Here is a 25970-nt window from a genome sequence, read left to right on the forward strand (position 1 = left end):
AGATGGGGCAAGACCATATCCAACAGCATCGCCGTTATATTGTAATTTCTTATGTATTCATGTTTCTTGCATTATTTACGGTTATTTTTGCGGCGTTTGCTTATTTGGTTGCGCGTAAAGTGGCTGTTGTAGATAATGCAGAAGTCTGGATTCATGCACATGCGCTATGGATTATGCGCAACGGAATTCTATTTCTTTGTATGGCAATTTTTGCTGTGGTCTGGTTTATTCCGCTGTTCTTTTTTGCATGGGACAGTAACCTTTGGGTAACCGCCTCTACTGTTGCTGGTGTAGTTTTTAGCGCCATTGCGTGGTTATTCCTATTAAATGCATGGTTAAAAGGCTTGTCTAAATATTTAAAAAATAAGGCAGTTTTTTAATATATCTATTTTTTAAACATTTTCCCCTTGTAAATTCGGCTAAAGCCCCCCATTTAGTCGGCAATAGAGTATTGATAAAATTCCGTGAGGAGCACCGCCAAAAATGGCTAAACGTGATTATTATGAGGTTTTAGGCGTTTCAAAAACCGCAAGTGATGATGAGATCAAAAAAGCCTACCGTAAATTGGCGATGAAATATCATCCTGATAGAAACCCTGACAATGCCGAAGCTGAAGAGAAATTTAAAGAAGCTGCTGAAGCTTATGAAGTTTTATCGGACAGCGAAAAGCGAAGCATGTACGATCGCATGGGACATAATGCGTTCGAAGGTGGCTTTGGTGGCGGCGGCGGTGGTGGCTTTGGCGGATTTAGTGCAGAAGACATTTTTAGCCAGTTCGGTGATATCTTCGGTGGCGCATTCGGTGGCGGTGGACGTCAACAACGTCAACGTCGCGGATCAGATTTACGCTATGTAATGGAACTTACCCTTGAAGAAGCTGTAAAAGGGGTGAAAAAAACCATTACTTTTACTGCTCCAGCACCATGTGATATGTGTGATGGTAAAGGTTCAAAAAATCCAAAAGATGTTGAAACCTGTAAAACTTGTCATGGTTCAGGACAAGTACGTATGCAGCAAGGTTTCTTCTCAGTACAACAAACATGTGGTACTTGTCGTGGTCAAGGTAAAATTATTAAAAACCCTTGTCAGGCATGTCATGGTTCAGGTGTAGCTGATCGCCAGCAAACGTTGGAAGTTACCATTCCAGCGGGTGTAGATAATGGTGATCGCGTTCGTTTGAGCGGTAAAGGCGAAGCAATTCGTGATGGCCAATCAGGTGACTTGTACGTTGAAGTGGTTGTTCGCGAACACGAAATTTTCCAACGTGATGGTGCTGATCTTTATATGGATGTGCCAGTGAGCATTGCTGATGCTGCACTTGGTAAAGAAATTGAAATTCCAACATTGGAAGGTCGCGTTAGCTTGAAGATTCCTGAGGGAACTCAAACAGGCAAATTATTCCGTTTACGTGGTAAAGGTGTTCGTCCAGTTCGTAGCAGTATGGTGGGTGATTTGCTTTGCCGTATTGTGATAGAAACGCCTGTGAACTTGAATGCTCGCCAACGTGAATTACTTAAAGAGTTGCAAGCTTCTTTTGATGGCGAAGACAGTGCTTCTTCTCCAAAGAAAAAATCATTCTTTGATCGTTTGTTCGATTAATACTTGATTAGATAAGAAATTAAAAAGAAGGCGGATATTGATAAAATATCCGCCTTTTTATTGCGCTGATTCATCTTATTATTTTTATTCTGCTTAAAAGAAAATTACTTCTGCTTACTCTGTAGGGTGAGCAACATCAATATCATCAACACTTATAGTCGGTTCACTAGAAGCAAGAGTAGGTGTATTTTCGATAATTGAGACTGCCGCAGCTTCTACACCGGCTTGAGTAAGTGGTTGTATGGTTACTTTGGGAGTTTCAGCTGTTTTTTCTTCAATGATCGGGTCAATATCTTCAACTTTAACGTCAGTATTAGCCTCGCTTGCTACGCTCGTTTGAGCTGTAGGCGTTGCTGTTTGAATATTTACGTTAGTCGTAATACGCGCTTTAGATAAGCTCTCTAATGTGTCCCCTGGCTGAATTGCAGGTTCTGCAAATGCCATTGAACTCATAATCCCCATTATCACTGTAAAGCCAATAACTCTCGAATGCATGCTGAACTCCTTATAGTCATCTTTTTTTCATTCGTGGCTGAGTAGTGTGCCGATCAATTCTTTAACTTTTGTGAAAACAGATTAAATTTCAGCTCATTTCAAAAAATAATTTTTACTTTTTATCGTGAGCAAAGAGTTTTGATATAGTAGACAAATTACGTAAAACAGAAGATTGAGAAGGATTATGTCAGCAGCTCCACGCATTGGTGTTTTAGGTGCAGGCGGTCGTATGGGCCGTACGCTTATTCAAGCAGTTCAACAGGCAGGCTATCAATTGGCTGCTGCGGTAGAGCGTCCAGAAAGTAGTTTGGTCGGCACTGACGCAGGTGAGCTTGCTGGTATTGGTTCAGTGGGTGTGAAGGTTTCAGGAAGTTTGGCAGATGTTCTGAAAGACTGCGATGTAATCATTGATTTTACTGCGCCAGTTGCGACTGCTCAGCATTTGAAGCTTTGCCGTGAAGCTGGGGTTGCCATGGTCATTGGCACAACGGGTATGTCAGATGAGCAAAAAGCTGAGTTAGACGAAGTTGCCACTCATACACCTGTGGTTTACGCTGCGAACTATTCAGTAGGTGTAAATGTATCAATCAAGTTACTTGAGCTTGCAGCAAAAGTATTTGGCGATACAGTAGATATTGAAGTGATTGAAGCTCATCACCGTCATAAAGTAGATGCGCCATCAGGTACAGCGTTAATGATGGGTGAAGCGATTGCAGATACTTTAGGCCGTAACTTAAAAGAAGTTGCTGTTTATGGACGTGAAGGACATACAGGCCCACGTGACCGTCAAACGATTGGTTTCGAAACCATTCGTGGGGGTGATATTGTTGGCGAACACACTGTTATGTTCATTGGTGAAGGTGAGCGCGTTGAAGTGACTCATAAAGCGACTAACCGTATGAACTTTGCTGCTGGCGCAGTGCGAGCTGCGGCATGGGTTGTGGGCCGTGAAGCGCGTAAATATGACATGAAAGATGTTTTAGGATTGAACGACGTACAGGTTTAAAACCCTGTCCGTATTCCATGTGTAGCGAGAAAAAAAAGATAGAGCAGAACATGAATAAAAAACAAATTGCCTTGACCACTCTTCTTTGCTTGAGCAGCCTCTGGACGGGGGCTGCTTCTACGGAAAAAGCTAAACTCAGCTTGGACCGTAATAATATTAAAGTCTGGACTTATCAAAAGAATGATAATCCAGTCTTTCAATATAAAGCAGAAACGACATTTGATGTGCCACTCGAACGCGCTGTTGCAGTGATTTTAGATGTAAATCGTGCCGATCAGTGGGTGCCTTATATGGGCAAGGTTCAGATGTTGTCTCAAGATGAGAAAAAAGGTGAATTCACACTCTACATGGTGTTGGATTTTCCGTTTCCTTTGAAAGATCGCGATGTCGTTGTAAAAGGTAAAATGAGTAAGGCCGCAAATGGCGTTGTAACGATTAAAAATACTGCAATTAGTGGAAATTATCCGATACAACCTGATGTAGTACGCTTAACTCGTTATGAAGGTGATTGGACGTTCCTGAAGCTTGCAAACAATAAGGTGAAAGTAACCACCAGTGGTTATGCGGACCCTGCGGGTGCAATTCCATTAAGTTTTGTGAATATGTTTGTTCAACAGCAACCTTACCAGATGTTGTTGAAAATGAAGCGCGAAGTGACCAGTCCGATTTATGAACAACCGAAATTACCAGATATTTTAAAATAAATAACTTTAATAAAAAAGCGCCTGAAATCAGGCGCTTTTTTATTAATCTGAACATTGTTGCAAGGCGGGAGTGGGGCTGCTTTCGCGTTTGATTTGGAATAAAACCAATAACAAACCTAACCCAGCCAGTAAAGCACCAGCAAATGAAACTGCGCTATAACCCCAACCTAAATCGAGTACTAACGCACCTGCTGCTGCTCCTACTGCGTTACCGAGGTTAAACGCACCAATATTTACTGAAGAGGCAAGGCCTGGTGCTTCGTGAGCGACTGACATTACACGCATTTGCAAAGGTGGAACTAAAGCAAAAGTGGCTGCGCCCCAGATCACTAATGCAACGGCTGCTCCAATCTGGCTTTGTGCAAGAATTGGGAAAGTCACCATCATCACAATCAACAGAACCAAGAAACCAATTAGGGTTTTGTTGATAGATAAATCTGCAAAGCGGCCACCTAAATGGTTACCAATCGAGAAACCGACACCAATTAACATCAGCATAAAAGTAATGAAGGTAGGTGAAGCATGGGTAAACTCAGTCAAACTTGGCGCAATATAGGTATATAGCGTAAACATTGCCCCCGCACTGAGTACTGTAGTGAGCAATGCAAGTATTACAGGCATGCGCGTTAATACTTTCAATTCAGCTTTCACATTTGGTTTTTGGGCAACCATACCTTGTGGTAGGGCTTTCCATAAAGCGAGCATGGTAATGATGCCAAGCACGGAGATCGCAAGGAAAGACATGCGCCAACCAATATTTTGCCCAACCCATGTTGCCAAAGGCACACCACCAATATTAGCAATGGTTAAGCCCATAAACATGGTGGCTACAGCACTAGCTTGTTTATGTGTGGGGACAATGCTTGCTGCTACAACAGAGCCAATCCCGAAGAAAGCACCATGGTTAAGGCTGGTGATGAGACGCGCACCTAATAAGCTCATATAACTTGGTGAAAACGCCGCTATCAAGTTACCTACCGTAAAGATCGCCATGAGAAAAATAAGTGCATTACGTCGTGCAAAACCACCAAACCACAAGGTCATGAAAGGTGCACCTAGCATTACGCCAAGTGCATAACCTGTAATTAACATTCCGGCCGTTGGAATTGAAATTCCTAAATCATTCGCGATATTCGGCAACAATCCCATTGGTGAAAATTCAGTGGTGCCAATGGCAAAGGCACCAATGGCTAATGCCAATAACGAAAACGCCGTATTTGATTGAGTATTCATGAGTTTAGTCCCAAACAGGTGCCCATGGCTCTGGGCTAACTTCACGACTGTTACGATCAAGTTCGGCAATCAGTTGCATTTCAGCCGAAGTTAACTCGATATCCTGTGCTTTTAAATTGCTCATCAGGTTTTCACGTTTAGTCGAAGATGGAATGACCGCAAAGCCACGTTGCAATGCCCATGCCAGCGCAATTTGCGCTGTTGTTGCTTGATGAGCTGCTGCAATTTCAGCTAGAACTGGGTCTTGAAGCACCTTGCCGTACGCAAGCGTCATATATGAAGTGACATCAATATTCTTCTCTTGTAAGAAGTTCACAAGTTTGTGGTTTTGAAGGTAGGGGCTTAGTTCAATCTGGTTGGTTGCAATATGCTCTGCGCCAATTGTGTCAATTGCTTGTTGGGTAAGCTCAATATTGAAGTTTGAGATACCAATTTGTTTAGTAAGGCCTTGTTGTTTTGCTTCAAGTAAAAGCTGCATGATTTCAGGAATCGAAACACCTAAATCTGGTGCTGGCCAGTGAATCAAAGTTAAATCGACATGGTCACTATGAAGCTTTTGTAAGCTTTCTTTTAAGCTTGGAATAAACTTATCTTGAGCAAAATTATCTACCCAGATTTTTGTGGTTAGAAATAAGTCCTGACGTGATACACCGCTTTCGGCAATGGCTTGACCAATTGCTACTTCATTGTCATAAATTTGAGCCGTATCAATTGCACGGTAACCTACATCTAAAGCATTTTTAACAGAATCAATCACCGCTTGCTCTTTTAGACGGAAAGTTCCTAGGCCAAAACGTGGGATATTCATGTATTCACCTGAATTTAAATAATTGTTTAACTTGAGGTGCATTTTGCTCGGATTATTGTTGCGAAAAAATAGATGAATAAGCAAAATATCTTTGATGATTAGTCAATAATAGAATAAGCCATGAAATCAACAATTGAAGAACTTGTTGCCTTTATCACAATTATTGATACAGGTTCGTTTGTCGCTGCCGCAGAACATTTAAAACAAACACCTTCAGGGATTAGTCGATCTTTAACACGCTTAGAGACTAAGTTAGATGTCACCTTGTTAGAGCGAACAACACGTAAGTTGAAATTGACTCAAGAAGGGCAGCAGTTTCTTATAAAGGCTCGTAAAATCTTAAATGAGCTGAATGCAGCTGAAGAAGAACTACAAAAATCTGATCAGGGTACTGCGGGACTCATTCGCATTGATTCGGCTACACCTTTTGTTTTACACGTGATTGCACCATTAATGCATAAGTTTCGTGAGTGCTATCCAGATATTGAAATTGAGTTAAATAGTAATGATCAAGTGATTGACTTATTGCAGCATAAAACTGATGTAGCATTTCGATTTGGGGAACTTAATGATTCGAGTCTTCATGCAAAATTAGTTTGCAAAAGCCGTTTATATATTGTGGCAAGTCCGGATTATTTGGCGGTTAAAGGCACACCCACACAACCACAGGAACTCGAACAACATGATTTGATTGGATTCACTAGACCTGCCTATATTAATAGCTGGCCGATTAAAGTCGGTGATGAATATTTCTTTGCACAATCAAAAATTAAAGCATCGAGTGGAGAGACGGTACGTCAACTTACCATTAGAGGGCATGGCATTGCGCGGTTATCTGAATTTGAAATTTGGAAAGATATTCAAGAAGGGCGATTGATTGCATTATTTGAAGATCAAATTGAACATCAATATCAAAGCATCCATGCTGTGTATTATCAACAAGAGCATCTACCAAAACGAATCCGTTTATTCATTGAGTTTTTGGCAGAACAGTTAAAAGATGGTTTTAAAAACGCTCTCTAAAACTAACATAAGCATTACTTGGAAAATGAACTTCTAAAATTGGAGTGATTTGTCCTTCTGATGAATGCTGGGCCAGAAAGTAGCTTTTTTGCTGTTGGCGGCAATTAAAATATAATTTTGAATAAACCGAGTTCAACATTACAACTTCATTTGAGCTATTACGCTTATATTGATAATGAGAAATCGTACTGGTCTCATCATCAGTGCGTTGCTCCATTTTGTAGTCTTGTTGATTTGTCATTTTTAAATAACCCTCAATCAGACTTTGGCAAACCGTATGTCTGTGCTGTTCGTTTTTTGGTTGAGGTTGGCAACCTACTAAAACAATAGTAAATAATAATATAGTGTTTAATTTCATTATCTTGCTACTCTTTGAGTTGATTTCTATAGCGTAAAGGTGTTCTATAAACCAGTACAGATACAGAAATTTTTAAAAAAGCAGCACAGAATGACTTTTCAATATCAGGTTCTTGCCAATCAATTAGCTCATCGTATTTATCAAGATGAGCTTAAACCCCATCAGAAGCTTATTTCTTTACGAGATTTTGCTCGTCAGCACAGTATTAGCTTAAGCACGGCAAAAAGTTGTTATGAATTGCTTGAGGCAAGGGGACTCATTTATGTAAAGCCGAAATCAGGTTATTTCGTGGTTGCTCGTGCTCAATCTAGTCCTATTCCTGATAGCCCAGATTTTTTGTCTTTACCTCGACAAGTCTCAAATCTGGAGTTGCATAACCAGATTCAAGAGGCTGCCTTACAAAGTCATCTGGTACCGTTGGGTTCTATTCAGTTGACGCCTCATTTTATTCCTGTGGATGGTTTACGCCGTTCTATTCAACGTGCTTTAAAAAATTGTCAGCCACAAGACTTTCTTTACTGTAATAAACAAGGGCATGATCAATTAAGAAAAGCACTTTCTGATCATTGGCGTGAAGATGGTATTTACATTGCTCCGGAAGAAATTTTTATTACCAATGGCTGTATGCCTGCTTTGTCTTTAGTGGTTCAGAAGCTCACTGAAGTGGGCGATAGTATCCTTATTCCTACACCCACCTATAATGGTCATTTACAGTTATTAGCAAGTTTAAAAAGACAGATTGTTGAGATTCCAGCAGATCATCGTGGTATTGATCTTGAACGCTTAGAGTCTTTAATGCAGCAAGGTTTGGCGAAGGTTTGCCTGATGACAGCGAACTATCAAAACCCTTTGGGATATTGTTTTAGCAATGTAGAGAAACAAAAGATTGCTGAATTAGCTGCGAAATATAAGTGCTTTATTATTGAAGACGATATTTTTGGTGAGTGTGGTTACAGTAATGAACGCCCACTACCGATTCGCTATTGGGACCGTGAAGGCTATGTTATTTGGTGTGGGTCGGTTTCTAAGTCGCTGTCGAGCGCGTATCGGGTAGGGTGGTTTTGTTTAAGTGCAAAACTACAGCATTTAAGACTTGAGCTGTTAGCAAGCAATATTGGAGTGAATACGCCCTTACAATTAGGTCTGGCAGATTTTATTTATAGCCGTGGTTACCGAGAGCATTTAGAGCAACTACGGCCAAATTTAATGCGGCAAGTCGAGCAGTACCGCAGCTGTATTTTAAGAGCCTTTGACGGCCTTCCAATTGCATTGAGCCAGCCAGAAGGAGGCTATGCACTCTGGATACAGTTACCTAAGAATGTAGATACCTTAGCGCTGTATTACACTGCAAAAGCTGAAGGAATTACTGTGGTTCCAGGTCATGTTTTTGGTGAAGATGAACGTTATCGACATTTCATTCGTTTAAACGCTGGTCATGAATTAACAGCAGAGGTCCGCCAAGCAATTAGTGACTTGGCGGAATGGTCACGGCAACAGATGAAAACAGTAAATTAGTTTTATTCTGCAAAGTCTGCTTTAAGCACAATACGGTAGCGTGCTTGACCTGAGTGTAAACGTTCAATTGCTTCATTGAGCTGTGACATTGGAAACAGCTCAATTTGAGGCGCAATTTGTTTACGTGCAGCGAACTTTAAAAGTTGACGCAGTGCAGCAGGTGAACCTGTAGGGGAGCCTGTTATTGACTTAGCACCACCAATAAGTGAACCTACAGAAACAGGAACGGGTTCAAGCGTAAGGCCTAAGAAATGTAAGGTTCCGTTTGGTGCCAGTGTTGCAATAAAAGCAGGCCAATTTAGAGTCACATTTACGGTACTGAGCAATAAATCGAATTTACCTTTTTGTGCTTTTACCGCGTCTGTGTCACGGCTATTCACCACATGGTCGGCGCCCATTGCTTTGAGCTCTTCAGTTTTATCAGGATTAGAACTAAATGCTGTGATTTCACAGCCCCAAGCTTTAAGTAGCTTAATGGCCATATGACCTAAACCGCCAATCCCAATCACACCGACATGGTGTGTTGCCTGAATTTTGTGTTTGAGTAGTGGATCAAAAACGGTAATTCCGCCACAAAGTAAAGGACCTGCACTTTCTGGGTCTAAATCATCGGGAAGGGGAATAATCCACTGCCAGCCTGCACGTACTTTATCGGCAAAACCACCGGCATGCCCCACGATTGTTGCAACATTTCCACCTGTACACAGTACTTGCTGACCACCAATACATTCATCACATGCTTGGCAACTTTCTGCTGTCCAGCCAATACCGACACGTTGTCCAATTTGTAGACCTTTAGCTTCTGAGCCCAAAGCAACAATTCGTCCAATAATTTCATGCCCTGCAACAACAGGGTACACAGTTGAACGCCATTCATTGTTTAGAACAGAAATATCAGAATGGCATAAACCACAGTATTCAACTTTGACTTCAACCTGATGCGGTTGTAATTCACCTGCATCAAATTGGTAAGGAACCAGTTTTTCACCTGCCTGCATAGCGGCATAAGCTTGAATTGTATTATTGCTCATCGGAAACTCCTTAAGCGGATTTGAACCGTTCTGGTGGGTTATGAAGCTTTAAATTGACAATTGTTTTCATGATCATTGACCATGCCTACTGCTTGCATAAAAGCATAACAGGTGGTTGGGCCAACGAATTTGAAGCCATTCTTTTTGAGTGTTTTGGAAAGTTTTACGCTGAGTTCGGTTTGTGCTGGTGCCCGACGATAATCTTCAACATCATTTTGCTTTGGTGCAGCATCTACAAATTGCCAAAGCCATGTAGTGACATCACCGACTTGTGCTTTGAGTACTTGCCAAGCAATGGCATTATCACGAATGGCTTTAAGTTTGCCTAAGTGGCGAATTAAACCTGCATCGGATAATTTGAGTTCTAAAAAGTCATCTGTGAATGAAGCAATTTCTGTAATCGGATGATTAAAAAAGTGCTGACGGTAACTTTCTCTTTTTTTGAGTACGGTAATCCAAGATAAGCCCGCTTGCTGACCTTCCAGACAAAGCATTTCAAATAATCGTGCTTCATCATGTTCTGGTTTTCCCCATTCTTCATCGTGATAGGCAATATAGAGAGGATCGTTGGAGCACCATCCGCAGCGTTGAATTTTCATGATGATGCTCCTTATATTTATCTTAGAATTTTAAAGTTTAAATAACACCCATTCATTTGGGCGCGTATCCCAATAATACAGTTCAGCTTGAGTTAAGTCTTCAAACTTTAGCCAAAAGTCTTTGCCCACTTTATCTGAAAAACCTGTACTGATTAGCAGGGCATCGTCGCTGATTTCCATGATCCAGCCTTGATAGCTATTGCCATTTAAAATGATCTTTTGCTGATTGCCTGACTCGGCAAACTCTACTAAGCGATTGATCAGCGCTTCCGACATACAATGTTCCTAGCGTAAATAAGAATAAGGGTTAACAGCACCACGCCCTTTACCATCTAGATAAAGACCATAATGCAAATGAGGTGAAGTATAACGTGCATTGCCAGTATTGCCGACATAACCGATCAGATCACCTTTTTTGACATAATCACCAACATTTAGTCCACGTTTGTGACCATCAAGGTGAGCATAATAATGCCATGTTCCTGCTGGACCTAAAATCCAGATGACTTTACCACCGAGATTATTATTGCGCAGATCTGCAACAAGCCCTTCGGTCGCACTGTACACTTTGGTTCCACGTGGAGCCAAAATATCAATTCCTTCATGACTACGGCCCTGACTGCGTGCAGCTCCCCACGTATCTTTTAACTCATCTCGGTCGACACCTTTCACAGGCACAGGAAGTCGATTCGCGAGTTGCATACTTTTAAGCTTGCTGACTTGAGCTGGTGAGAGTGGGGCTGGTTTTTTAGGTGCACTGGCACAGGCAGCCAATAGAAGAATTAAAAAACCAAGTGAGAAATGAGAAACAAATCGTCGCACAAAATACTCCCTGTCACAGCCATATCAAAATTATTTTGCTCACTATGTCACGAACGACTCGTCGAGATCAATTTTTTCATGGCTGTTGGAACGCCCTTGGCAACAGCTTGTTCTGGGCTCAGCCATTGTCCTTCGAGTTCAATTGCCAGATGTTCTTTTTGATCAGGTTCCACGTGGAACGTGTGAGCATTAAGTAGCCATGTAAAATGAGTGAAACTATGACTGATCTGAAAGCTTTGCGTTTGAGGTTGCAGTTTAAATTGCTGACTTAAGCTAAGACGTTCGTGTTCAATTTCTAAAATCGGTAAACAGAATAGACCACCCCACAAACCATGAGATTGTCGTTGTTGCCAGAACCATTCATCTTCACACTGGATGATAAGAACATCTGCTGTTCTAACAGGCGGTGTTTTTTTCGGTTTCTTAAAAGGTAATTCTTGTTCTAAACCTTGCTGGTAAGCTTGGCAATGAGCTTGCATTGGGCAATATAAACAAAGAGGCTTTTTAGGCGTACAGATGGTTGCACCCAAGTCCATAATGGCTTGAGTGTAGTCATGGTTGCGCTGAGTTGGACAAAGTTGCCCTGCTAATTTCCACATTTCACGTTCATGTTGGGGCTTACTTAAATCATCTTCAATAGCAAAAAAACGGGCTAATACACGTTTTACATTACCATCCATAATGACGCCGTACTGACGTAATCCCAAAGACATCAGCGCGCCTGCGGTAGAGGGGCCAATACCAGGTAGGGCAATCCATTCTTCTAGTGTTTCAGGAAACTTACCTTGCTGAGTGACAAGGCCAGCCGCTTTATGCAAATTGCGTGCACGAGCGTAATAACCTAATCCAGCCCAGTAAGGAGCTACTTCATCCCAAGTTGCATGGCCTAGGGCTTCTACTGTTGGAAAACGCTCCATAAAGCGGTCAAAGTATTGCAGAACTGTTTTTACCTGAGTCTGCTGCAACATGATTTCAGAAACCCAGACTTTATATGGATCATCTACGACTTGCCACGGCAAATCATGACGACCATGTTGATCGAACCAGCTTAAAAGGGCATCAGAAAAAGAAAATTCAGGCATGAACAGCTAAAGAAGAAAAGAGAGGGCTAAATTATAGCTGAAATTTTGATTAAAGCAGACAATGAACAAGAGAGTGTTAAAACAGAGATTACCTGATAATGAGCAATCTCTGTTTCAATAATAAAAAGGATTAATCCTTTTGTATGCCCCAACGTTGGTCAAGTTTCAACGGTTGGTTTTTATAGTATGGAATGACATGAATGTGGAAATGATCTGAATTTTGTCCAAACACTTCACCATCATTGAAGCTAATATGGAAACCGGCTGGTTGATGGCGAAGCTGTGTTTCATGGCGCGCAATTTCAAGAAGTGTAAGCAGGCCTTGATGTTCTTTAGAAGTGATGTCAAAAAAAGAACGAACATGGCGCAGTGGTGTTACCACACAGTGGCCTTTAGATAACGGATTAGAATCAGGTAAAATTACAGCAAATTCATTCTTATCAATGATGTCATATTCATCAAATTCGCAATACGGACATTTCTTGTCAGTCATTGTTGTATCCTCTCATGTTATTCCATTAAACCCCGAGTGCGGGAAATAAGACTAGGCTTTGCTCTAGCTCAACGGGAGTATAGTTATTGAAGTATGGTTTAAAAAATACAGTAAAAATATTGCAAAGTCATAAACATTTAAGGGAGCAAATGCGAAAAAACATTTGCTCCAAATTTGCTTCTTTTATTTTAAAGTACGATCTAACAAAGCGTACATTTTAGCAAGGCCTTGTTTTTCCGCTTCGCTATTGTAGCCAAGATCTACACCGTTCGCTTTAGCTTTTTCATCTGCAAGCGGGTTACTAAAGCCATGTTTAGCACCTTCTAAAACCACTACTTCGTGTTTAACCTCAGCAGCTTGCATCTCTTTTTCAAAATTAGCAACATCTTCTAAGGTGACCATACTGTCTAATTCACCATGTAGTACTAAAACTTCACCTTGAATGTTGCCTTTTTGAGCAGGTGCTTTAGGCGTTAATGTGCCATGGAATGTTGCAACTGCTTTCAGTGGAGCACCTGAGCGAGCGAGGTCTAACACGACTTTACCACCATAGCAAAAACCAATAGCGGCAAGTTTTTCACTATTTACTTCTGGCTGAGCAGCTAGAGTTTGAAGCGCTGCATTGGCACGATCAGTAACTGTGTCTAAATTTTCAAATGTCTGCATCATCCATTCATAGGCTTGAGCTGCAGTCGTGGTTACTTTTTTATCGCCGTACATATCAATTGCAAGCGCAGCATAACCATGTTCGGCAAGCTCACGTGCACGTTGTTCGGTATATTCGTTACGACCCCACCACTCAGGACCAACAATCACACCCGCAACAGGTGTTTCACTATCTGGAGCCGCAAAGTAGCCAATTAAATGGCTGCCATCTGGTGCAGTATATTGAATTTCACGGGTTTTAATTGCTGTACTCATGACCTTAATCCTGAAATTTAAAGAGATTTAAACACGCTTGATTAAAGCATAAAAAGATAAAAGTGATATAAATAACTATGTAAGAATCTACATCAAAAGAAAAAGAGAAATATTTCAGCGCAATAAAAAAGAAGGAAACCAGTTCCTTCTTTTTATGGGGTGATGCTTAAACTTAAGTCCGGCCTCGGGAAATGAACCCAATTACAGCTAGAATTACAGCCACAACTAATAAAATCACGGCAAAGTCTTTAGATAGTCCTGCAACACCACCAAACCCTAATAGACTGGCAATGAGTGCAATCACTGCAAAAATTATCGCCCAACGGAACATATGTTGTTCTCCTTATTTTTTCATTGTCGTTTTACTATATAGCGTGTTTTTTGCAGCGAATGTGTCGTTTATGTGGTTGAAATGTATATTAAACAATCATTTTGTGATTCTAAAAATTTATCTTGTTTTTAGGCACGGCATACTTCAATGCTATACTTACACATTGTTTCATCTATTCAGCCGTTGAAAACTTATGTCTACCGAGACCTCACTTCGCCCATTATTTTGGAAAAATTACACGCTTGAGCAACTGACTCAGGCTGAGTGGGAAGCTTTATGTGATGGTTGCGGTTTGTGTTGTCTAGTAAAGCTTGAAGATGAAGATACCCATGAGGTGGCTTATACCAAAGTGGCGTGTAAGTTACTTGATTGCAGTACAGGAGGTTGTTCGGACTATTCCAATCGTCAGCAACAAGTACCGGATTGCTTACAGTTAACGGTTGAGTCTTTAAAAACAATTCACTGGTTGCCATCAAGTTGTGCCTATAAGCGTTTGAATGAAGGTAAAAATTTACCTTCTTGGCATTACTTGAATACAGGCTCTAGACAAAGTGTGGTGAAAGCGAAAAAGTCAGTTGCAGGACGTTGTATTTCTGAAGTTAATGTCCATGAGGATGATCTTGAAGATTATGTGGTACGTTGGGTTCGTTAATTGAATCTTCAAAAGACAGGTCTAATTACAGCGTATAATAAAGTAACACTTTTATTGTAAATTTTTTGCTCATCTCCGTTATATAACAATAAAAGCAAAAGGAGATAAAAATGATGAGACGATTAGCAGCCCCTTTATTATGTAGTAGTTTCTTATTGTTGATGGCCTGTGGCTCAAATAATACCAATTCAAAAGATCTAGAACAAAAAACCTCGGCTAAAACAGAACAATCTAATTCAGTCAAACCATCTTATCAGGTTGAAACGGTTGCACATTTTGATGAACCTTGGGCAATAACAAGTTTGCCAGATCAGCGTTTATTGGTCACTGAACGCCCAGGAAAATTAAAACTTTTTAATCCTAAAAATAAACAAATGTTGGATGTCTCTGGTGTTCCGACAGTGAATTATGGCGGACAAGGTGGATTAGGTGATGTGGTTTTACATCCTGACTTTGCCAAAAACCATTGGATTTATCTGAGCTATGCAACAAAAGGGCAAGGAGGATCTGGTGCCGTTATTTCACGCGCGAAACTGGATTTATCTAACCCCAAACAGCCAAAACTTACAGATGTGAAGCCGATTTGGCAGCAAGTACCCAAAGTTTCAGGTCAAGGCCATTATGGACATCGGATGCTTTTTGGTACGGATGGAAAACTTTGGGTGAGTTCAGGTGAGCGACAAAAGTTTGATCCTGCTCAAAACATGAAAAGTAATTTAGGTAAAATCTTGCGCTTAAATGAGGATGGTACAGCGGCCGTAGGTAACCCTTTTTATAAGCAAGGCGGGGTCACTGCTGAAATATGGTCACTGGGACACCGTAATCCGTTAGGAATGGCCTTTGATGCTCAAGGACAACTATGGGTGGTTGAGATGGGACCTAAAGGTGGTGATGAGCTTAATATCATCGTAAAAGGTGAAAATTATGGTTATCCAATCGTTTCAAATGGCGACCATTATTCGGGCCAACCTATTCCAGATCATCACACTCATCCAGAGTTTAAAGCGCCTGAAATTGACTGGACTCCTGTAATTTCTCCATCGAGTCTTATTATCTATCGTGGTCAGCAATTTCCTGCATGGCAAAATAAGGCTTTAATTGGAGGCTTATCTTCCGAAGCGATTATTGTTGTGGATTTACAGCATAAACCTGTGAAAGAAGTGCAAAGACTAGATATGAAACAACGTATTCGTGGCTTACATGAAGCACAAGATGGTTCGATTTGGGTCATTGAAGATGGTTCAAAGGCACGCTTACTTAAGCTGAGTAAGAAAGCATCTTAATGTGACAAAACAGCCTGCAAATAAAGGTCGTGTCTCATAGATACAAATTGTAGATTTCTGTGAGACACAATAGACTATAGATAAAAGACGATAAAGCTATTTGAAATGTCAGACACCCATATTCCACTTCCCGAACGCCTACGCCCGAGAGACTTGTCTGAAATTATTGGGCAAGATCATTTATTAGGTGAAAACGCGCCTCTGCGTCAAATGATTGATCAGGGACATTTACCTTCTATTATTTTTTGGGGGCCACCGGGCGTTGGTAAAACAACAATTGCTTTGCTGTTAGCTCAGGCGATAGACCGACCATTTGTGAGCTTATCAGCGCTGAATACGGGTGTGAAAGAATTACGTGAAATTATTGCAGAAAGTGGTGATTTACTGACCCCTGTAGTTTTTATTGATGAAATTCATCGATTTAATAAATCACAGCAAGATGCTTTATTGGGTGCAGTTGAGAAAGGAAAAATTACCTTAGTGGGAGCGACCACCGAAAACCCGTCTTTTGAGGTGAATAGTGCGCTTTTATCACGCTGTCAGGTTTATACCTTAAACAGTCTAGACAGTGAAGCGATCCAGACGCTCATTAATAATGCACTTCAAGCCGATAAATTCTTAAAAGAACGCTATATTCATATTGAAGAATATGATGCACTTATTCAATTCGCTGCAGGTGATGCCCGTAAGGCACTGAATTTACTTGACCTGATTGCCAGTACATTTGAACCAGAGATTGAAAACACGATTACCAATGCTGTGGTAGTGAAAGTAGCGCAGCAAAATATTGCACGTTATGACAAATCTGGGGAGCAGCATTACGATTTAGTTTCTGCATTTATTAAATCGATTCGGGGTAGTGATCCAGATGCAACTCTGTATTGGATGGCACGTATGCTCAAAGGCGGTGAAGATCCAGTTTTTATTGCAAGACGTATGCTCATTGCAGCCTCTGAAGACATTGGAAACTCTAACCCGAATGCGCTATTACTTGCAGGTGAATGCTTCCGTTCTGTCCAAGCTGTGGGTATGCCTGAGGCGCGAATTATTTTGGGCCAAACGGCGGTTTATTTAGCAACGAGTGCAAAAAGTAATAGTACTTATCTCGCGATTAATCGAGCTTTAGAACTTGCAGAAAAAACAGCTAATTTACCCGTGCCTTTACATTTAAGAAATGCACCAACCAAGCTCATGAAACAGCAAGGTTATGGAATTAATTATCTCTATCCTCACGATTACCCAGAGCACTTTGTGCTGCAAGACTATTTGCCGCCAGAGTTAAAGGGAACCAAGGTTTATGAGTCTGCGAGAAACAAGCGTGAAGTTGAAGGTGAGCGCTTGCAGCAACGCAGATGGCAGCAAGAACAGTAATAACCTATTCGTTGTATCAAGCTACACCTAACGATGATCATGTTGTTCCAGTTCTTCAGTCACCTGACCATAAATCAGTAGGGTAAACACGCCTGTACCACCAATAATGTTGCCAATGGTGGTGGGGATCAGGAAAGTAAACAGATATTGGTTAATCGAAGCATCTCCTTGCCAGACCAGATAGGACATTTCTGTAGAACCAACCACTACATGGGTAAAGTCGCCTAGTCCTATCAGATAAGTCATGAAAAAGATGAGCAGGAATTTATTACTGACTGAGGGTAGCATCCAGACCAATGCTGCAATTAACAGCCCAGACATAATACCTTTCAGCATATTCTGGGTTGCAGAAAAGGAACCTACATGATGGGCGAGTTCATCGAGTGCTTGGTCAATACCAGGAGTAAACAGGTGAGTCGTTAGGAAAAATAAACTCGCCAAACCTGTTCCAATGATATTGCATAGAATCACAATCCCCCATAAGCGACCTACTGCTCGTAATTTATCCAAGGTAAAGGGTTTGAATAAAGGTACAACTGTAGTGATGGTATTCTCGGTAAAGAGCTGCATGTGACCCAAAATAGCGATCAGGAAACCAATGGTATAACCGATATTGGTGATTAAATCGGCCCAGATCGCATCAGTCGGAATATAAGATGCGATAATCGCTTTAAATACAAATGAAAAACTGATGACCAAACCCGCGGCAATTCCTGAAAAGATCAGTGCGGCGGTTGGTCGATCCAATTCCTCGGCACCATCACGGCGAATAATTTCATAGACTAGTCGGGGTGAAAGTTTCTCATGTTCTTCAACCGCTATTTTTTCCCGCCAGCTTAAGGTTTGATCGACTTTTTCTTCCTCTATTTTATGATCCATTTGGTTTACTCCCTGAATAAATATTTTATATTTCTCGTTTTTATTTATTGTTAAAGCAGTGTTCAGAATAAATCCAGTCTATTCCTAACAGCTTTCTGTGTTTTTTTATAAGTTGAATCATACTGTGACAGAAAAGAAGCAAAATACTGCATGAATAAGAGCAATCAGTCAGATGAAATACCAGTTAGAAAGGAAGATTAAGCAATTCGTGTGCTAATTTATTTTAATAGGCAAATCTATCTACATTATTTTATTTTCTAACATACCTGATGTAAAAAAACCGGGCTTTAGCCCGGTTTTTCATGAAGTTTGAACGATCAGATAGCAGATAAATCTACGCCTAAACGAGCAGCAACTTCTTCATAAGCTTCAACAACACCACCTAAACCTTGACGGAAACGGTCTTTGTCGAGTTTCTTCTTAGAGTCTTTGTCCCATAGACGGCAGCCGTCTGGAGAGAATTCATCACCAAGCACGATACGGTCATGGAAAACACCGAATTCAAGCTTGAAGTCCACCAAAATCATGTTACCTTCAGCAAATAATGCTTTTAATACATCGTTTACTTGGTAAGTTAACACTTTCATTTGCTCTAATTGTTCAGCCGTCGCCCAACCTAAAGCAATCGCTTGAGATTCGTTAACCATTGGGTCGCCTAGACCGTCATCTTTATAGAACAATTCAAATGTAGGAGGAGTTAACTCTTTACCTTCTTCTACACCTAAACGTCGGCATAGAGAACCAGCTGCGTAGTTACGAATTACGCATTCAACAGGAATCATTTGAAGTTTTTTAACAAGCACTTCAGTTGGAGAAAGCAATTTTTCAAAATGCGTTTCAATACCCGCAGCAGCAAGTTTTTCCATGATGAAGGCGTTAAAAAGGTTGTTCACCTTGCCTTTACGATCTAGCTGTTCGATTTTTTCGCCGTTGAACGCAGAGGCATCATCACGAAAGACTAAAATCAGATGGTCGGCATTGTCTGTTTCATATACAGATTTTGCTTTACCAGTATAGAGCAAGGTTTGTTTTAACATGAGGGAACCTTTTAAAAAAAAATGCCTAGTAAATGACTAGGCTGGCCAATTTTGGTAAATCTGGTTTAACACTTCAGCCGCCACATCTGGGCTTGCGAAAGTGTTGTCTACATTAAATAGAGCAAGAGTATGACTAGAACCCACACCAGTCAGCTTAAGCACATAAGTATTGTCATTTACTTTAATTGTCGCCTGATTGCTGTCTTGAGCGATGATGTTGTAATTTAAAGTACTTAATGTCGCTTTGGCGTATTGCCAGATCTCGGTTGTATTCCCATCAATTTTTAACAATGGGTTTTTATTACCGTCGGTCACAAGCTGAGGGCGTCCAAGCGCAGTAGTCGTTTGAGCAGATGCATCTGCTGTTGCATTGCTGCCCTGTGTTTGTTCAGGGCGTGGCAATGCAAAACGGTTACCACGCTCGTTTTCAAACTTCGGCGCGTGCTCGATAGCGAGCTGGTCTACAGTTGGGGCTGGATACAAAGGTGTCGCTGGTCGTACAGTTGCATCGGCAGGATACTCAAGCGGGGCAAGTTGCTTGGCATTTTTATAATCTAAAGAGTGATTATTAATTGCGAAGCGACCACAACCAGCTAAACTCAAGGCTGAAACTGCAAGGACTAAACCAAGACGTAATTGCATCATAAATTGCTCTTATTAAATAATTCCCGCATCTTTTAGGGCATTGCGGAGAGGTTCGCGATATTGCTCAGCGAGAGGAGTGAGTGGTAAACGAATACCAGTATCAATCAGTCCCATCTCATGTAGTGCCCATTTCACAGGAATTGGGTTTGATTCGCAAAATAGAATATTGTGTAAATTTGCAATCTTATTGTTAATCGTCTTCGCTTGTTGTTCATCTTTGGCAATCGCAACAGCACATACTTCGCTCATTACTTTAGGCGCAACATTTGCTGTAACAGAGATATTACCGTCTGCACCAAGAAGCATAAGTTCCCATGCAGTCTCATCATCACCTGAATATACAGCCATCTTGCCGTTTAAAGCCTCAATTAAAGCTTTACCACGAGGTACATCACCTGTTGCATCTTTAATGCCGACAATATTAGGGATCTCTGCTAAACGTACAGCTGTATCGTTTGCAAGATCTACACCCGTACGGCCAGGTACGTTATAAAGAATAAGTGGTAATTCTACGGCTTCAGCAATCGCTTTATAGTGTTGGTAGAGGCCTTCTTGAGTTGGCTTATTATAATATGGAGTAACAAGTAAGGCTGCATCTGCGCCTAAATCTTTGGCAGCTTTTGTTAATTCGATTGCTTCGCGGGTTGAGTTTGCACCAGTACCGGCAATAATTGGAATACGTTTATTGGCTACACGAATAATTTCTTTAATAACCTGTGTGTGCTCTTCCATGCTCAATGTTGAGGCTTCGCCGGTAGTACCGACGGCTACAATACTGTTTGTACCTTGTTCTATGTGCCACTCAACCAGCTTCTCAAGACCCTTCCAATCTACACCACCATCTTTCAACATTGGTGTGACGATTGCGACGATTGAGCCTTGAATGGTCTGTGCTTGCTGAGTCATTTTTAAAAATATCCTATTTATCCATCCGAATCTGAGGTAAGAAAAACAAAATGTGGGATGGTTGCAGTATTTTGATTGTCCAGTTCTAACAATAACAGATTGTTGAATGACAATTATGCAAATTATGACTGATCAGACGCATAAGAACAATACGCCTAATGGATAATCGCTATGTAAACTTGAGGAAAAGATAGGATGTTCTCGTTATTGCAGGGGTGAGAAGGGTTCGTAAATATAACAATACAGCTTGATTCAACTGAGCCTTACTTAATATCGGCTTTTTTTATGGCAAGATAGAATGCAGTTTCCCGATTGGGATTGAAGATGACATGAAAATGAATAAACAACCACAAAATGCGGCTTTAATCGTAGTTGATGTACAAAATGGTTTTACACCGGGTGGAAATTTAGCAGTTGCCAATGCCGATACTATTATTCCAACGATTAACCAACTTGCTGATTGTTTTGAAAATATTGTTCTAACGCAAGACTGGCATCCAGATCATCATATTTCTTTTGCAGAAAATCATGAAAATAAGCAGCCATTTGAAACCATTGAACTCGCTTATGGACCTCAGGTACTTTGGCCTAAACATTGTGTACAAGGCACCAAAGATGCCGATTTTCATCCTGATTTAAATATTCCGAAAGCTCAACTCATTATTCGAAAAGGCTTTCATGCTCATATTGATAGCTACTCGGCTTTTATGGAAGCAGATCAGTCCACAATGACTGGTTTAACCAGTTACTTAAAAGAGCGTGGTATTGATACGGTATATGTGGTGGGGATTGCCACGGACTTTTGTGTGGCGTGGACCGCTTTAGATGCAGTAAAACAAAGTTTTAAAACTTTAGTGGTTGAAGATGCTTGTAAAGGGATTGACCTAAATGGTTCGTTAGAGCAAGCGTGGCAAACCATGCAGCAACAAGGTGTTGCCCGTATTCAATCTAGTGATTTGCTGAGTGAGCGCTAAATTTATTGGTCTCGTGTTTTGACTTTGATGTTTTAATTTTTAGGGAACGAAAATATGTCTGCATTCCTGCGCTTTACCCAATTTATTCAAAAAACTTTTGCCCTATGGGTCATTGTTTTTGCCGCTCTGGCGCTATGGCAGCCTGAATTTTTTGTCTGGATGAAAGCGTACATTCCATGGATTTTGGGCATTATTATGCTTGGTATGGGAATGACCATGACCGTCGATGATTTTAAAGGGGTATTACAAAGCCCTAAAGCGGTGTTGATTGGAGTAGTGGCGCAGTTTGTGGTGATGCCCGGTTTAGCATACGTTTTGTGTAAATTATTTAATTTGCCTCCTGAAATTGCGGTTGGTGTCATTTTAGTGGGATGTTGTCCGGGTGGAACGGCTTCAAATGTGATTACCTATATGGCTAAAGGCAATGTGGCTTTATCGGTGGCCTGCACTTCAGTTTCAACACTTTTAGCGCCAGTATTAACACCCGCTATTTTTTATTTGCTTGCTAGTCAGTGGCTAAAAATTGATGCGGCATCTATGTTTATTTCAATTTTGCAGGTGGTATTACTTCCTATCGTGATTGGTCTGATTTTAAGAACATGGCTAAAACGTCAGGTCGAGTCCTATATTCAAGTCATGCCTTTAGTTTCAGTCATTGCAATTGTAGCGATTGTTGCAGCCATTATTGGTGGGAGTAAAGCGGCCATTCTACAGTCGGGTTTGCTCATTTTAGCCGTTGTAATATTGCATAATGGATTGGGATATTTGTTAGGATTTACCGCAGCACGGTTCTTTAAATTACCTTATGCAGACAGTAAGGCAATTGCGGTTGAGGTGGGTATGCAGAACTCGGGTTTAGGTGTTGCTCTCGCAGCAGTACATTTTGCGGCTTCCCCGATTACGGCAGTGCCAAGTGCTATTTTTAGTCTTTGGCATAATATTTCTGGCCCAGCACTTGCGACTTATTGGGCGAGTCGTAAAGATGTAAATGAAGTAGCTAAAATTAAAGCTGAGTAGCTATATTTAAATTGGATTGGTGGCTAACCAATCTTCAATTTCATTTTCAGAAATAACTTCAAAACCATGGCGCTGTAAAAGTGCTGTGGTGACTCCAGTTCCTGCAATTTTTTCGCCTTGAAACTTACCGTTATAAACTTTTTGACTACCGCAAGAAGGGCTATTTTCTTTTAAAACCACGTAGTTTGCTTTTATTTGCTGAGCAATTTCTAAAGTACGGTAAGCACCTTTTAAATATAACGTTGTTACATCTAAACCAGATGAATCGGTAATTTTGGCTTTGCCATCTAGCACATCTTGTCCTGTTCCTCCCACAATTTCTGCGGGTAAGCGTGGCGTGGTAAAACCACCTAATAACTCTGGGCAAAGTGCATGGGCTTTTTTATCAAGAAGAAGCTGCTTAAGCTTACCATGCAGACAAGATCGGCCATCGTAACGAACAGGTTCACCAATTAAACATGCGCTGACTAAAAGCATAGTTTTCCAAACCCAAAGCAAGTGAGGTTTTTTGAAGATAAAGAATCATAAACAGAATAGGAAATATGACAATTCATTTTAAAACAGACAAATTAAAAGATTACCAAAATTATGCAATTCATAATTAAGTTATGTATTGCATAATTTAATTGTTTTTAGTAGCATCTAATTCAAGGTAAATGGCCATTGGAGATCCAACAAGGATGTTGGTCTCCATAAATCTATAAATGATTTTTAGGAAAAGACGATTTTTAAGGGTTTAGTGAAAAATCTCAATCGTACTTTTAGATAAGAAAGGACAGTGTGTATGGAAAACAAACACCAAATGGAACGGGAATTAATCATCAAAAGCTTCACGCTCATCATATCTTCGTTTTATTGATTCGTTTTTTTCTCATAGGATGCGTTGGGTTAAGGCATTTTGACGGTTCAAATACTCCCCAATCAATACGTATTCTATAGAGAAAGGAGCTGAGTTGATCAGCAATAGAGATAAACGGAACAGGTAATCACCAGAGGGAAACTAGATGGATATTTTAGAGAACCCATTAGAATTATGCGGTTTTGCATTTATTGAGTTTGTTTCAAAAGAAAATGAATTAGATCCAGTTTTTGAAACAATCGGCTTTTCAAAAGTAGCCAAACATAGATCGAAAGAAGCGTACTTATGGCGTCAAGGAAATATCAATATTATCCTGAATTATCAGCCAGAATCTTATGCTTCATTCTTCTTTAATGAACATGGCCCATCAGCATGTGCAATGGGTTTTAAAACACGTGATGCAGCAAAAGCTTTCCAAAAAGCAGTAGAGCTTGGTGCTGAACCGATGTATTCAAAAGTTGGGCCAATGGAGCTCAACATTCCGGCAATTAAAGGTATTGGTGGCATGCCAATCTTTTTAGTTGACCGCGATATTTATGAAAATGACTTTGTTTTCTTTGATGACGCGCAAAGACATCCAGTGGGTGCAGGCTTAAACGAAATTGACCATTTAACTCATAACGTCTACAAAGGCCGTATGGAGTATTGGGCAAATTTCTATGAAAAAATCTTTAACTTCCAAGAAATTCGCTACTTTGATATTAAAGGTGAATATACAGGCTTAACGTCTAAAGCATTAACAGCGCCGGACGGTATGATCCGTATTCCATTAAACGAAGATTCGGACAAAGGAAACGGTCAAATTGCAGAGTTCCTGTCTGACTTTAATGGCGAAGGGATTCAGCATATCGCGTTTATTTGTGACGACTTAATTTCGACTTGGGATAAGTTAAAGGGCTTAGGTCTGAAATTTATGACACCGCCACCAAATACGTATTATGAAATGCTACCAGAACGTTTACCTGAGCATGGTGAGCCGACTGACGAGTTAAAACAGCGTGGTATTTTGCTAGACGGCAATACTAAAGATGGTCAGAAGAAACTGTTATTGCAAATTTTCTCTGAAAACATGATTGGTCCAGTCTTCTTTGAATTTATTCAACGTAAAGATGATGATGGTTTCGGCGAAGGTAACTTCAAGGCGTTATTTGAGTCGATTGAACGTGACCAGATTCGCCGTGGTGTTCTAGAAACTAAATAAGCTGAGCTTTGTTTCTGATCTAAAAAACCAAGAGTTTGATCTCTTGGTTTTTTATGGCTATTGATTAGCGACTTTTAATATATTGATTGATGAGCTTCACTTCACTTTTTAAGATTTCAATCGTTTTACTTTGTGGGTCAACTGGTAAAAACATTTCGCTGTCCAGTGCGACAATACAAAACTCAATGCTTTGATTTGAGTTAAACACAGGTAAACCCACTGCATTAATTCCTGTTAGTAAATCACCCTTTGCTGCCGACATTTCTTGCTGGCGAATGGTTTCTTTGAGCTCTGTAAACGCTTGCCAGTTTTGTGGTGCGATGTTTAGACCGAGTTCTTGATGCTTTTGCCATTCTGCTTCCATTAATGGACGAACAAAATGCTCAGGAAGGTAAGAAGCAAATAGGCGTCCTGCAGCAGAATTGACTAAAGGCATAATCGAGCCGACTTTAGTAACAATCGAAATAGGGTGGTTAGATTCAATAGATTGAACAACCACAGGGCCTTTCGGTGACCATTTACTGATTTGTATGCCGCAACCAATTTTGTTTTGTAGGTCGTAAATTAAATGCTGTACCAGTTGTAGGGTGTCGCTATGCTGAACACAGTTTAGACCTAAGCGCCATGCTTGATCGCCTAAAGCATATTGACCATCATCAAGCTGTTTTGCATATTCCATGCGAATAAGGCTGACCAAATAGCGGTGTACCTTCGCAGGATGCATTTCTAGCTTACTGGACAGGTCTTTGAGAATAATAGGTTGATTGTGTTCTAAAAGAGCATTTAGTACAGATAAACCGACTTCAAGTGATTGAACCCCCCCAGATACTTTTTCTTCAATCATTTAAATACCCTTAATAAATTTACTTCAACTGTTAAACAGTGATGTTCAAAACATAAATTGAAATTGCTGCGTTTTACATCATGCCTGAGCCTATTGAAAAATAGAAATCACCTTTTTCTATTAGCGAAATTGACATGTTTAATAATCAACAATTTTCGAAAATCATATTGCTCTCATTTATAGCGCAATTTTCTAGCAATTTAGCAGATTTAAATAATATAAATCGGCATTGATATAGAACAGTTCATGCAAACAATTCTAATCAATGCCGACTTTTTAGAT

At 40.5% G+C, this 25970-nt stretch carries 30 protein-coding genes; 12 read left to right on the forward strand and 18 right to left on the reverse strand.

Annotation, left to right across the window (positions count from 1 at the left end):
- The first annotated feature begins 2 nt into the window (after positions 1-2).
- Together MSG66_RS08720 and dnaJ are read left to right on the forward strand one after the other, a co-directional pair.
- Positions 3-380 carry a hypothetical protein gene (locus MSG66_RS08720; protein WP_042895967.1) on the forward strand — a complete coding sequence of 126 codons (378 nt, stop codon included), beginning with the start codon at positions 3-5 and terminating at the stop codon, positions 378-380.
- 103 nt (positions 381-483) lie between these two features.
- Positions 484-1599, forward strand: coding sequence for a molecular chaperone DnaJ (dnaJ, locus tag MSG66_RS08725; protein WP_324653670.1), 1116 nt, complete (start codon positions 484-486; stop codon positions 1597-1599).
- Between the two features lie 114 nt (positions 1600-1713).
- Here dnaJ and MSG66_RS08730 read toward each other — a convergent pair whose 3' ends face one another.
- Entirely contained in the window at positions 1714-2094 is a 381-nt protein-coding gene (locus MSG66_RS08730) for a hypothetical protein (protein WP_324653672.1), read from the reverse strand.
- 184 nt (positions 2095-2278) lie between these two features.
- On the opposite strand from MSG66_RS08730, the gene dapB reads away from it, so the two are divergent.
- Together dapB and MSG66_RS08740 are read left to right on the forward strand one after the other, a co-directional pair.
- A complete protein-coding gene (gene dapB / locus MSG66_RS08735; protein ID WP_017391117.1) occupies positions 2279-3100 on the forward strand; it encodes a 4-hydroxy-tetrahydrodipicolinate reductase in 822 nt (273 codons plus the stop codon).
- A 50-nt stretch (positions 3101-3150) separates the two neighbouring features.
- Positions 3151-3804: an START domain-containing protein gene (locus tag MSG66_RS08740; RefSeq protein WP_324653674.1), complete on the forward strand. Its 654-nt coding sequence runs from the start codon at positions 3151-3153 to the stop codon at positions 3802-3804.
- A gap of 42 nt (positions 3805-3846) precedes the next feature.
- On the opposite strand, the gene MSG66_RS08745 is transcribed toward MSG66_RS08740, so the two are convergent.
- On the reverse strand, positions 3847-5037 hold the full coding sequence (locus MSG66_RS08745; RefSeq protein WP_324653676.1) for an MFS transporter: 1191 nt from the start codon (positions 5035-5037) through the stop codon (positions 3847-3849).
- Between the two features lie 4 nt (positions 5038-5041).
- Complete coding sequence (gene dkgB / locus MSG66_RS08750) at positions 5042-5845, reverse strand: 2,5-didehydrogluconate reductase DkgB (protein ID WP_324653677.1); 804 nt, start codon at positions 5843-5845, stop codon at positions 5042-5044.
- A 120-nt stretch (positions 5846-5965) separates the two neighbouring features.
- Between dkgB and MSG66_RS08755 the strand changes: the two genes are divergently transcribed.
- The gene (locus MSG66_RS08755; RefSeq protein ID WP_133971082.1) at positions 5966-6868 is read left to right on the forward strand and encodes a LysR family transcriptional regulator; all 903 of its coding nucleotides are present in this window, start codon (positions 5966-5968) and stop codon (positions 6866-6868) included.
- On the opposite strand, the gene MSG66_RS08760 is transcribed toward MSG66_RS08755, so the two are convergent.
- The gene (locus MSG66_RS08760; protein ID WP_324653679.1) at positions 6852-7226 is read right to left on the reverse strand and encodes a hypothetical protein; all 375 of its coding nucleotides are present in this window, start codon (positions 7224-7226) and stop codon (positions 6852-6854) included. The two genes, MSG66_RS08755 and MSG66_RS08760, sit on opposite strands and share 17 nt — an antisense overlap.
- A 90-nt stretch (positions 7227-7316) precedes the next feature.
- Here MSG66_RS08760 and MSG66_RS08770 point away from each other — a divergent pair, with 90 nt between their 5' ends.
- Positions 7317-8741, forward strand: coding sequence for a PLP-dependent aminotransferase family protein (locus MSG66_RS08770; RefSeq protein ID WP_324653681.1), 1425 nt, complete (start codon positions 7317-7319; stop codon positions 8739-8741).
- A gap of 2 nt (positions 8742-8743) precedes the next feature.
- Here MSG66_RS08770 and ahr read toward each other — a convergent pair whose 3' ends face one another.
- From ahr to MSG66_RS08810, 8 genes are all read right to left on the reverse strand, one after another.
- Entirely contained in the window at positions 8744-9772 is a 1029-nt protein-coding gene (ahr, locus tag MSG66_RS08775) for an NADPH-dependent aldehyde reductase Ahr (protein WP_324653683.1), read from the reverse strand.
- 38 nt (positions 9773-9810) lie between these two features.
- A complete protein-coding gene (locus tag MSG66_RS08780; protein WP_324653685.1) occupies positions 9811-10371 on the reverse strand; it encodes a DNA-3-methyladenine glycosylase I in 561 nt (186 codons plus the stop codon).
- A 30-nt stretch (positions 10372-10401) separates the two neighbouring features.
- On the reverse strand, positions 10402-10647 hold the full coding sequence (locus MSG66_RS08785) for a hypothetical protein (RefSeq protein ID WP_001287364.1): 246 nt from the start codon (positions 10645-10647) through the stop codon (positions 10402-10404).
- Positions 10648-10656: 9 nt separating this feature from the next.
- Positions 10657-11193 carry a M23 family metallopeptidase gene (locus tag MSG66_RS08790; protein WP_262473049.1) on the reverse strand — a complete coding sequence of 179 codons (537 nt, stop codon included), beginning with the start codon at positions 11191-11193 and terminating at the stop codon, positions 10657-10659.
- Between the two features lie 47 nt (positions 11194-11240).
- Positions 11241-12275 carry an A/G-specific adenine glycosylase gene (gene mutY, locus MSG66_RS08795; protein ID WP_133971093.1) on the reverse strand — a complete coding sequence of 345 codons (1035 nt, stop codon included), beginning with the start codon at positions 12273-12275 and terminating at the stop codon, positions 11241-11243.
- Between the two features lie 130 nt (positions 12276-12405).
- On the reverse strand, positions 12406-12768 hold the full coding sequence (locus MSG66_RS08800) for an HIT family protein (RefSeq protein ID WP_042895935.1): 363 nt from the start codon (positions 12766-12768) through the stop codon (positions 12406-12408).
- 183 nt (positions 12769-12951) lie between these two features.
- Positions 12952-13689 carry a dienelactone hydrolase family protein gene (locus tag MSG66_RS08805; protein WP_042895933.1) on the reverse strand — a complete coding sequence of 246 codons (738 nt, stop codon included), beginning with the start codon at positions 13687-13689 and terminating at the stop codon, positions 12952-12954.
- Between the two features lie 172 nt (positions 13690-13861).
- The gene (locus MSG66_RS08810) at positions 13862-14020 is read right to left on the reverse strand and encodes a DUF1328 domain-containing protein (protein ID WP_002053759.1); all 159 of its coding nucleotides are present in this window, start codon (positions 14018-14020) and stop codon (positions 13862-13864) included.
- Between the two features lie 193 nt (positions 14021-14213).
- On the opposite strand from MSG66_RS08810, the gene MSG66_RS08815 reads away from it, so the two are divergent.
- The 3 genes from MSG66_RS08815 to MSG66_RS08825 all read left to right on the forward strand — a co-directional run bounded on the left by MSG66_RS08815 (position 14214) and on the right by MSG66_RS08825 (position 17326).
- Positions 14214-14672: a YcgN family cysteine cluster protein gene (locus tag MSG66_RS08815; RefSeq protein WP_133971095.1), complete on the forward strand. Its 459-nt coding sequence runs from the start codon at positions 14214-14216 to the stop codon at positions 14670-14672.
- Positions 14673-14782: 110 nt separating this feature from the next.
- Positions 14783-15955 carry a PQQ-dependent sugar dehydrogenase gene (locus MSG66_RS08820; protein ID WP_324653690.1) on the forward strand — a complete coding sequence of 391 codons (1173 nt, stop codon included), beginning with the start codon at positions 14783-14785 and terminating at the stop codon, positions 15953-15955.
- 105 nt (positions 15956-16060) lie between these two features.
- On the forward strand, positions 16061-17326 hold the full coding sequence (locus MSG66_RS08825; protein ID WP_202743233.1) for a replication-associated recombination protein A: 1266 nt from the start codon (positions 16061-16063) through the stop codon (positions 17324-17326).
- 27 nt (positions 17327-17353) lie between these two features.
- Here MSG66_RS08825 and MSG66_RS08830 read toward each other — a convergent pair whose 3' ends face one another.
- The 4 genes from MSG66_RS08830 to dapA all read right to left on the reverse strand — a co-directional run bounded on the left by MSG66_RS08830 (position 17354) and on the right by dapA (position 20793).
- Positions 17354-18205, reverse strand: a complete 852-nt coding sequence (locus MSG66_RS08830) for a formate/nitrite transporter family protein (RefSeq protein ID WP_262473051.1) — start codon at positions 18203-18205, stop codon at positions 17354-17356.
- A gap of 317 nt (positions 18206-18522) precedes the next feature.
- Positions 18523-19242, reverse strand: coding sequence for a phosphoribosylaminoimidazolesuccinocarboxamide synthase (gene purC / locus MSG66_RS08835; RefSeq protein WP_133971101.1), 720 nt, complete (start codon positions 19240-19242; stop codon positions 18523-18525).
- Positions 19243-19278: 36 nt separating this feature from the next.
- Positions 19279-19884 (reverse strand): lipoprotein-34 precursor (NlpB), encoded by a 606-nt coding sequence (locus MSG66_RS08840; protein WP_133976107.1) that lies wholly within the window; start codon positions 19882-19884, stop codon positions 19279-19281.
- 15 nt (positions 19885-19899) lie between these two features.
- A complete protein-coding gene (dapA, locus tag MSG66_RS08845; protein WP_324653695.1) occupies positions 19900-20793 on the reverse strand; it encodes a 4-hydroxy-tetrahydrodipicolinate synthase in 894 nt (297 codons plus the stop codon).
- Between the two features lie 329 nt (positions 20794-21122).
- On the opposite strand from dapA, the gene pncA reads away from it, so the two are divergent.
- Positions 21123-21767 (forward strand): bifunctional nicotinamidase/pyrazinamidase, encoded by a 645-nt coding sequence (pncA, locus tag MSG66_RS08850; protein ID WP_324653697.1) that lies wholly within the window; start codon positions 21123-21125, stop codon positions 21765-21767.
- Positions 21768-21821: 54 nt separating this feature from the next.
- Positions 21822-22784 carry a bile acid:sodium symporter family protein gene (locus MSG66_RS08855; protein ID WP_042895916.1) on the forward strand — a complete coding sequence of 321 codons (963 nt, stop codon included), beginning with the start codon at positions 21822-21824 and terminating at the stop codon, positions 22782-22784.
- Positions 22785-22790: 6 nt separating this feature from the next.
- Here the strand turns inward: MSG66_RS08855 and MSG66_RS08860 are convergent, their stop codons facing one another.
- A complete protein-coding gene (locus MSG66_RS08860; RefSeq protein ID WP_324653700.1) occupies positions 22791-23261 on the reverse strand; it encodes a DUF523 domain-containing protein in 471 nt (156 codons plus the stop codon).
- Between the two features lie 527 nt (positions 23262-23788).
- On the opposite strand from MSG66_RS08860, the gene hppD reads away from it, so the two are divergent.
- Positions 23789-24844: a 4-hydroxyphenylpyruvate dioxygenase gene (gene hppD / locus MSG66_RS08865; RefSeq protein ID WP_042895913.1), complete on the forward strand. Its 1056-nt coding sequence runs from the start codon at positions 23789-23791 to the stop codon at positions 24842-24844.
- Between the two features lie 64 nt (positions 24845-24908).
- Here the strand turns inward: hppD and MSG66_RS08870 are convergent, their stop codons facing one another.
- On the reverse strand, positions 24909-25688 hold the full coding sequence (locus MSG66_RS08870; protein ID WP_324653703.1) for an IclR family transcriptional regulator: 780 nt from the start codon (positions 25686-25688) through the stop codon (positions 24909-24911).
- Between the last annotated feature and the right edge of the window lie 282 nt (positions 25689-25970).

Source organism: Acinetobacter sp. IK31 (assembly GCF_035615195.1).
Classification (GTDB): domain Bacteria; phylum Pseudomonadota; class Gammaproteobacteria; order Pseudomonadales; family Moraxellaceae; genus Acinetobacter; species Acinetobacter calcoaceticus_C.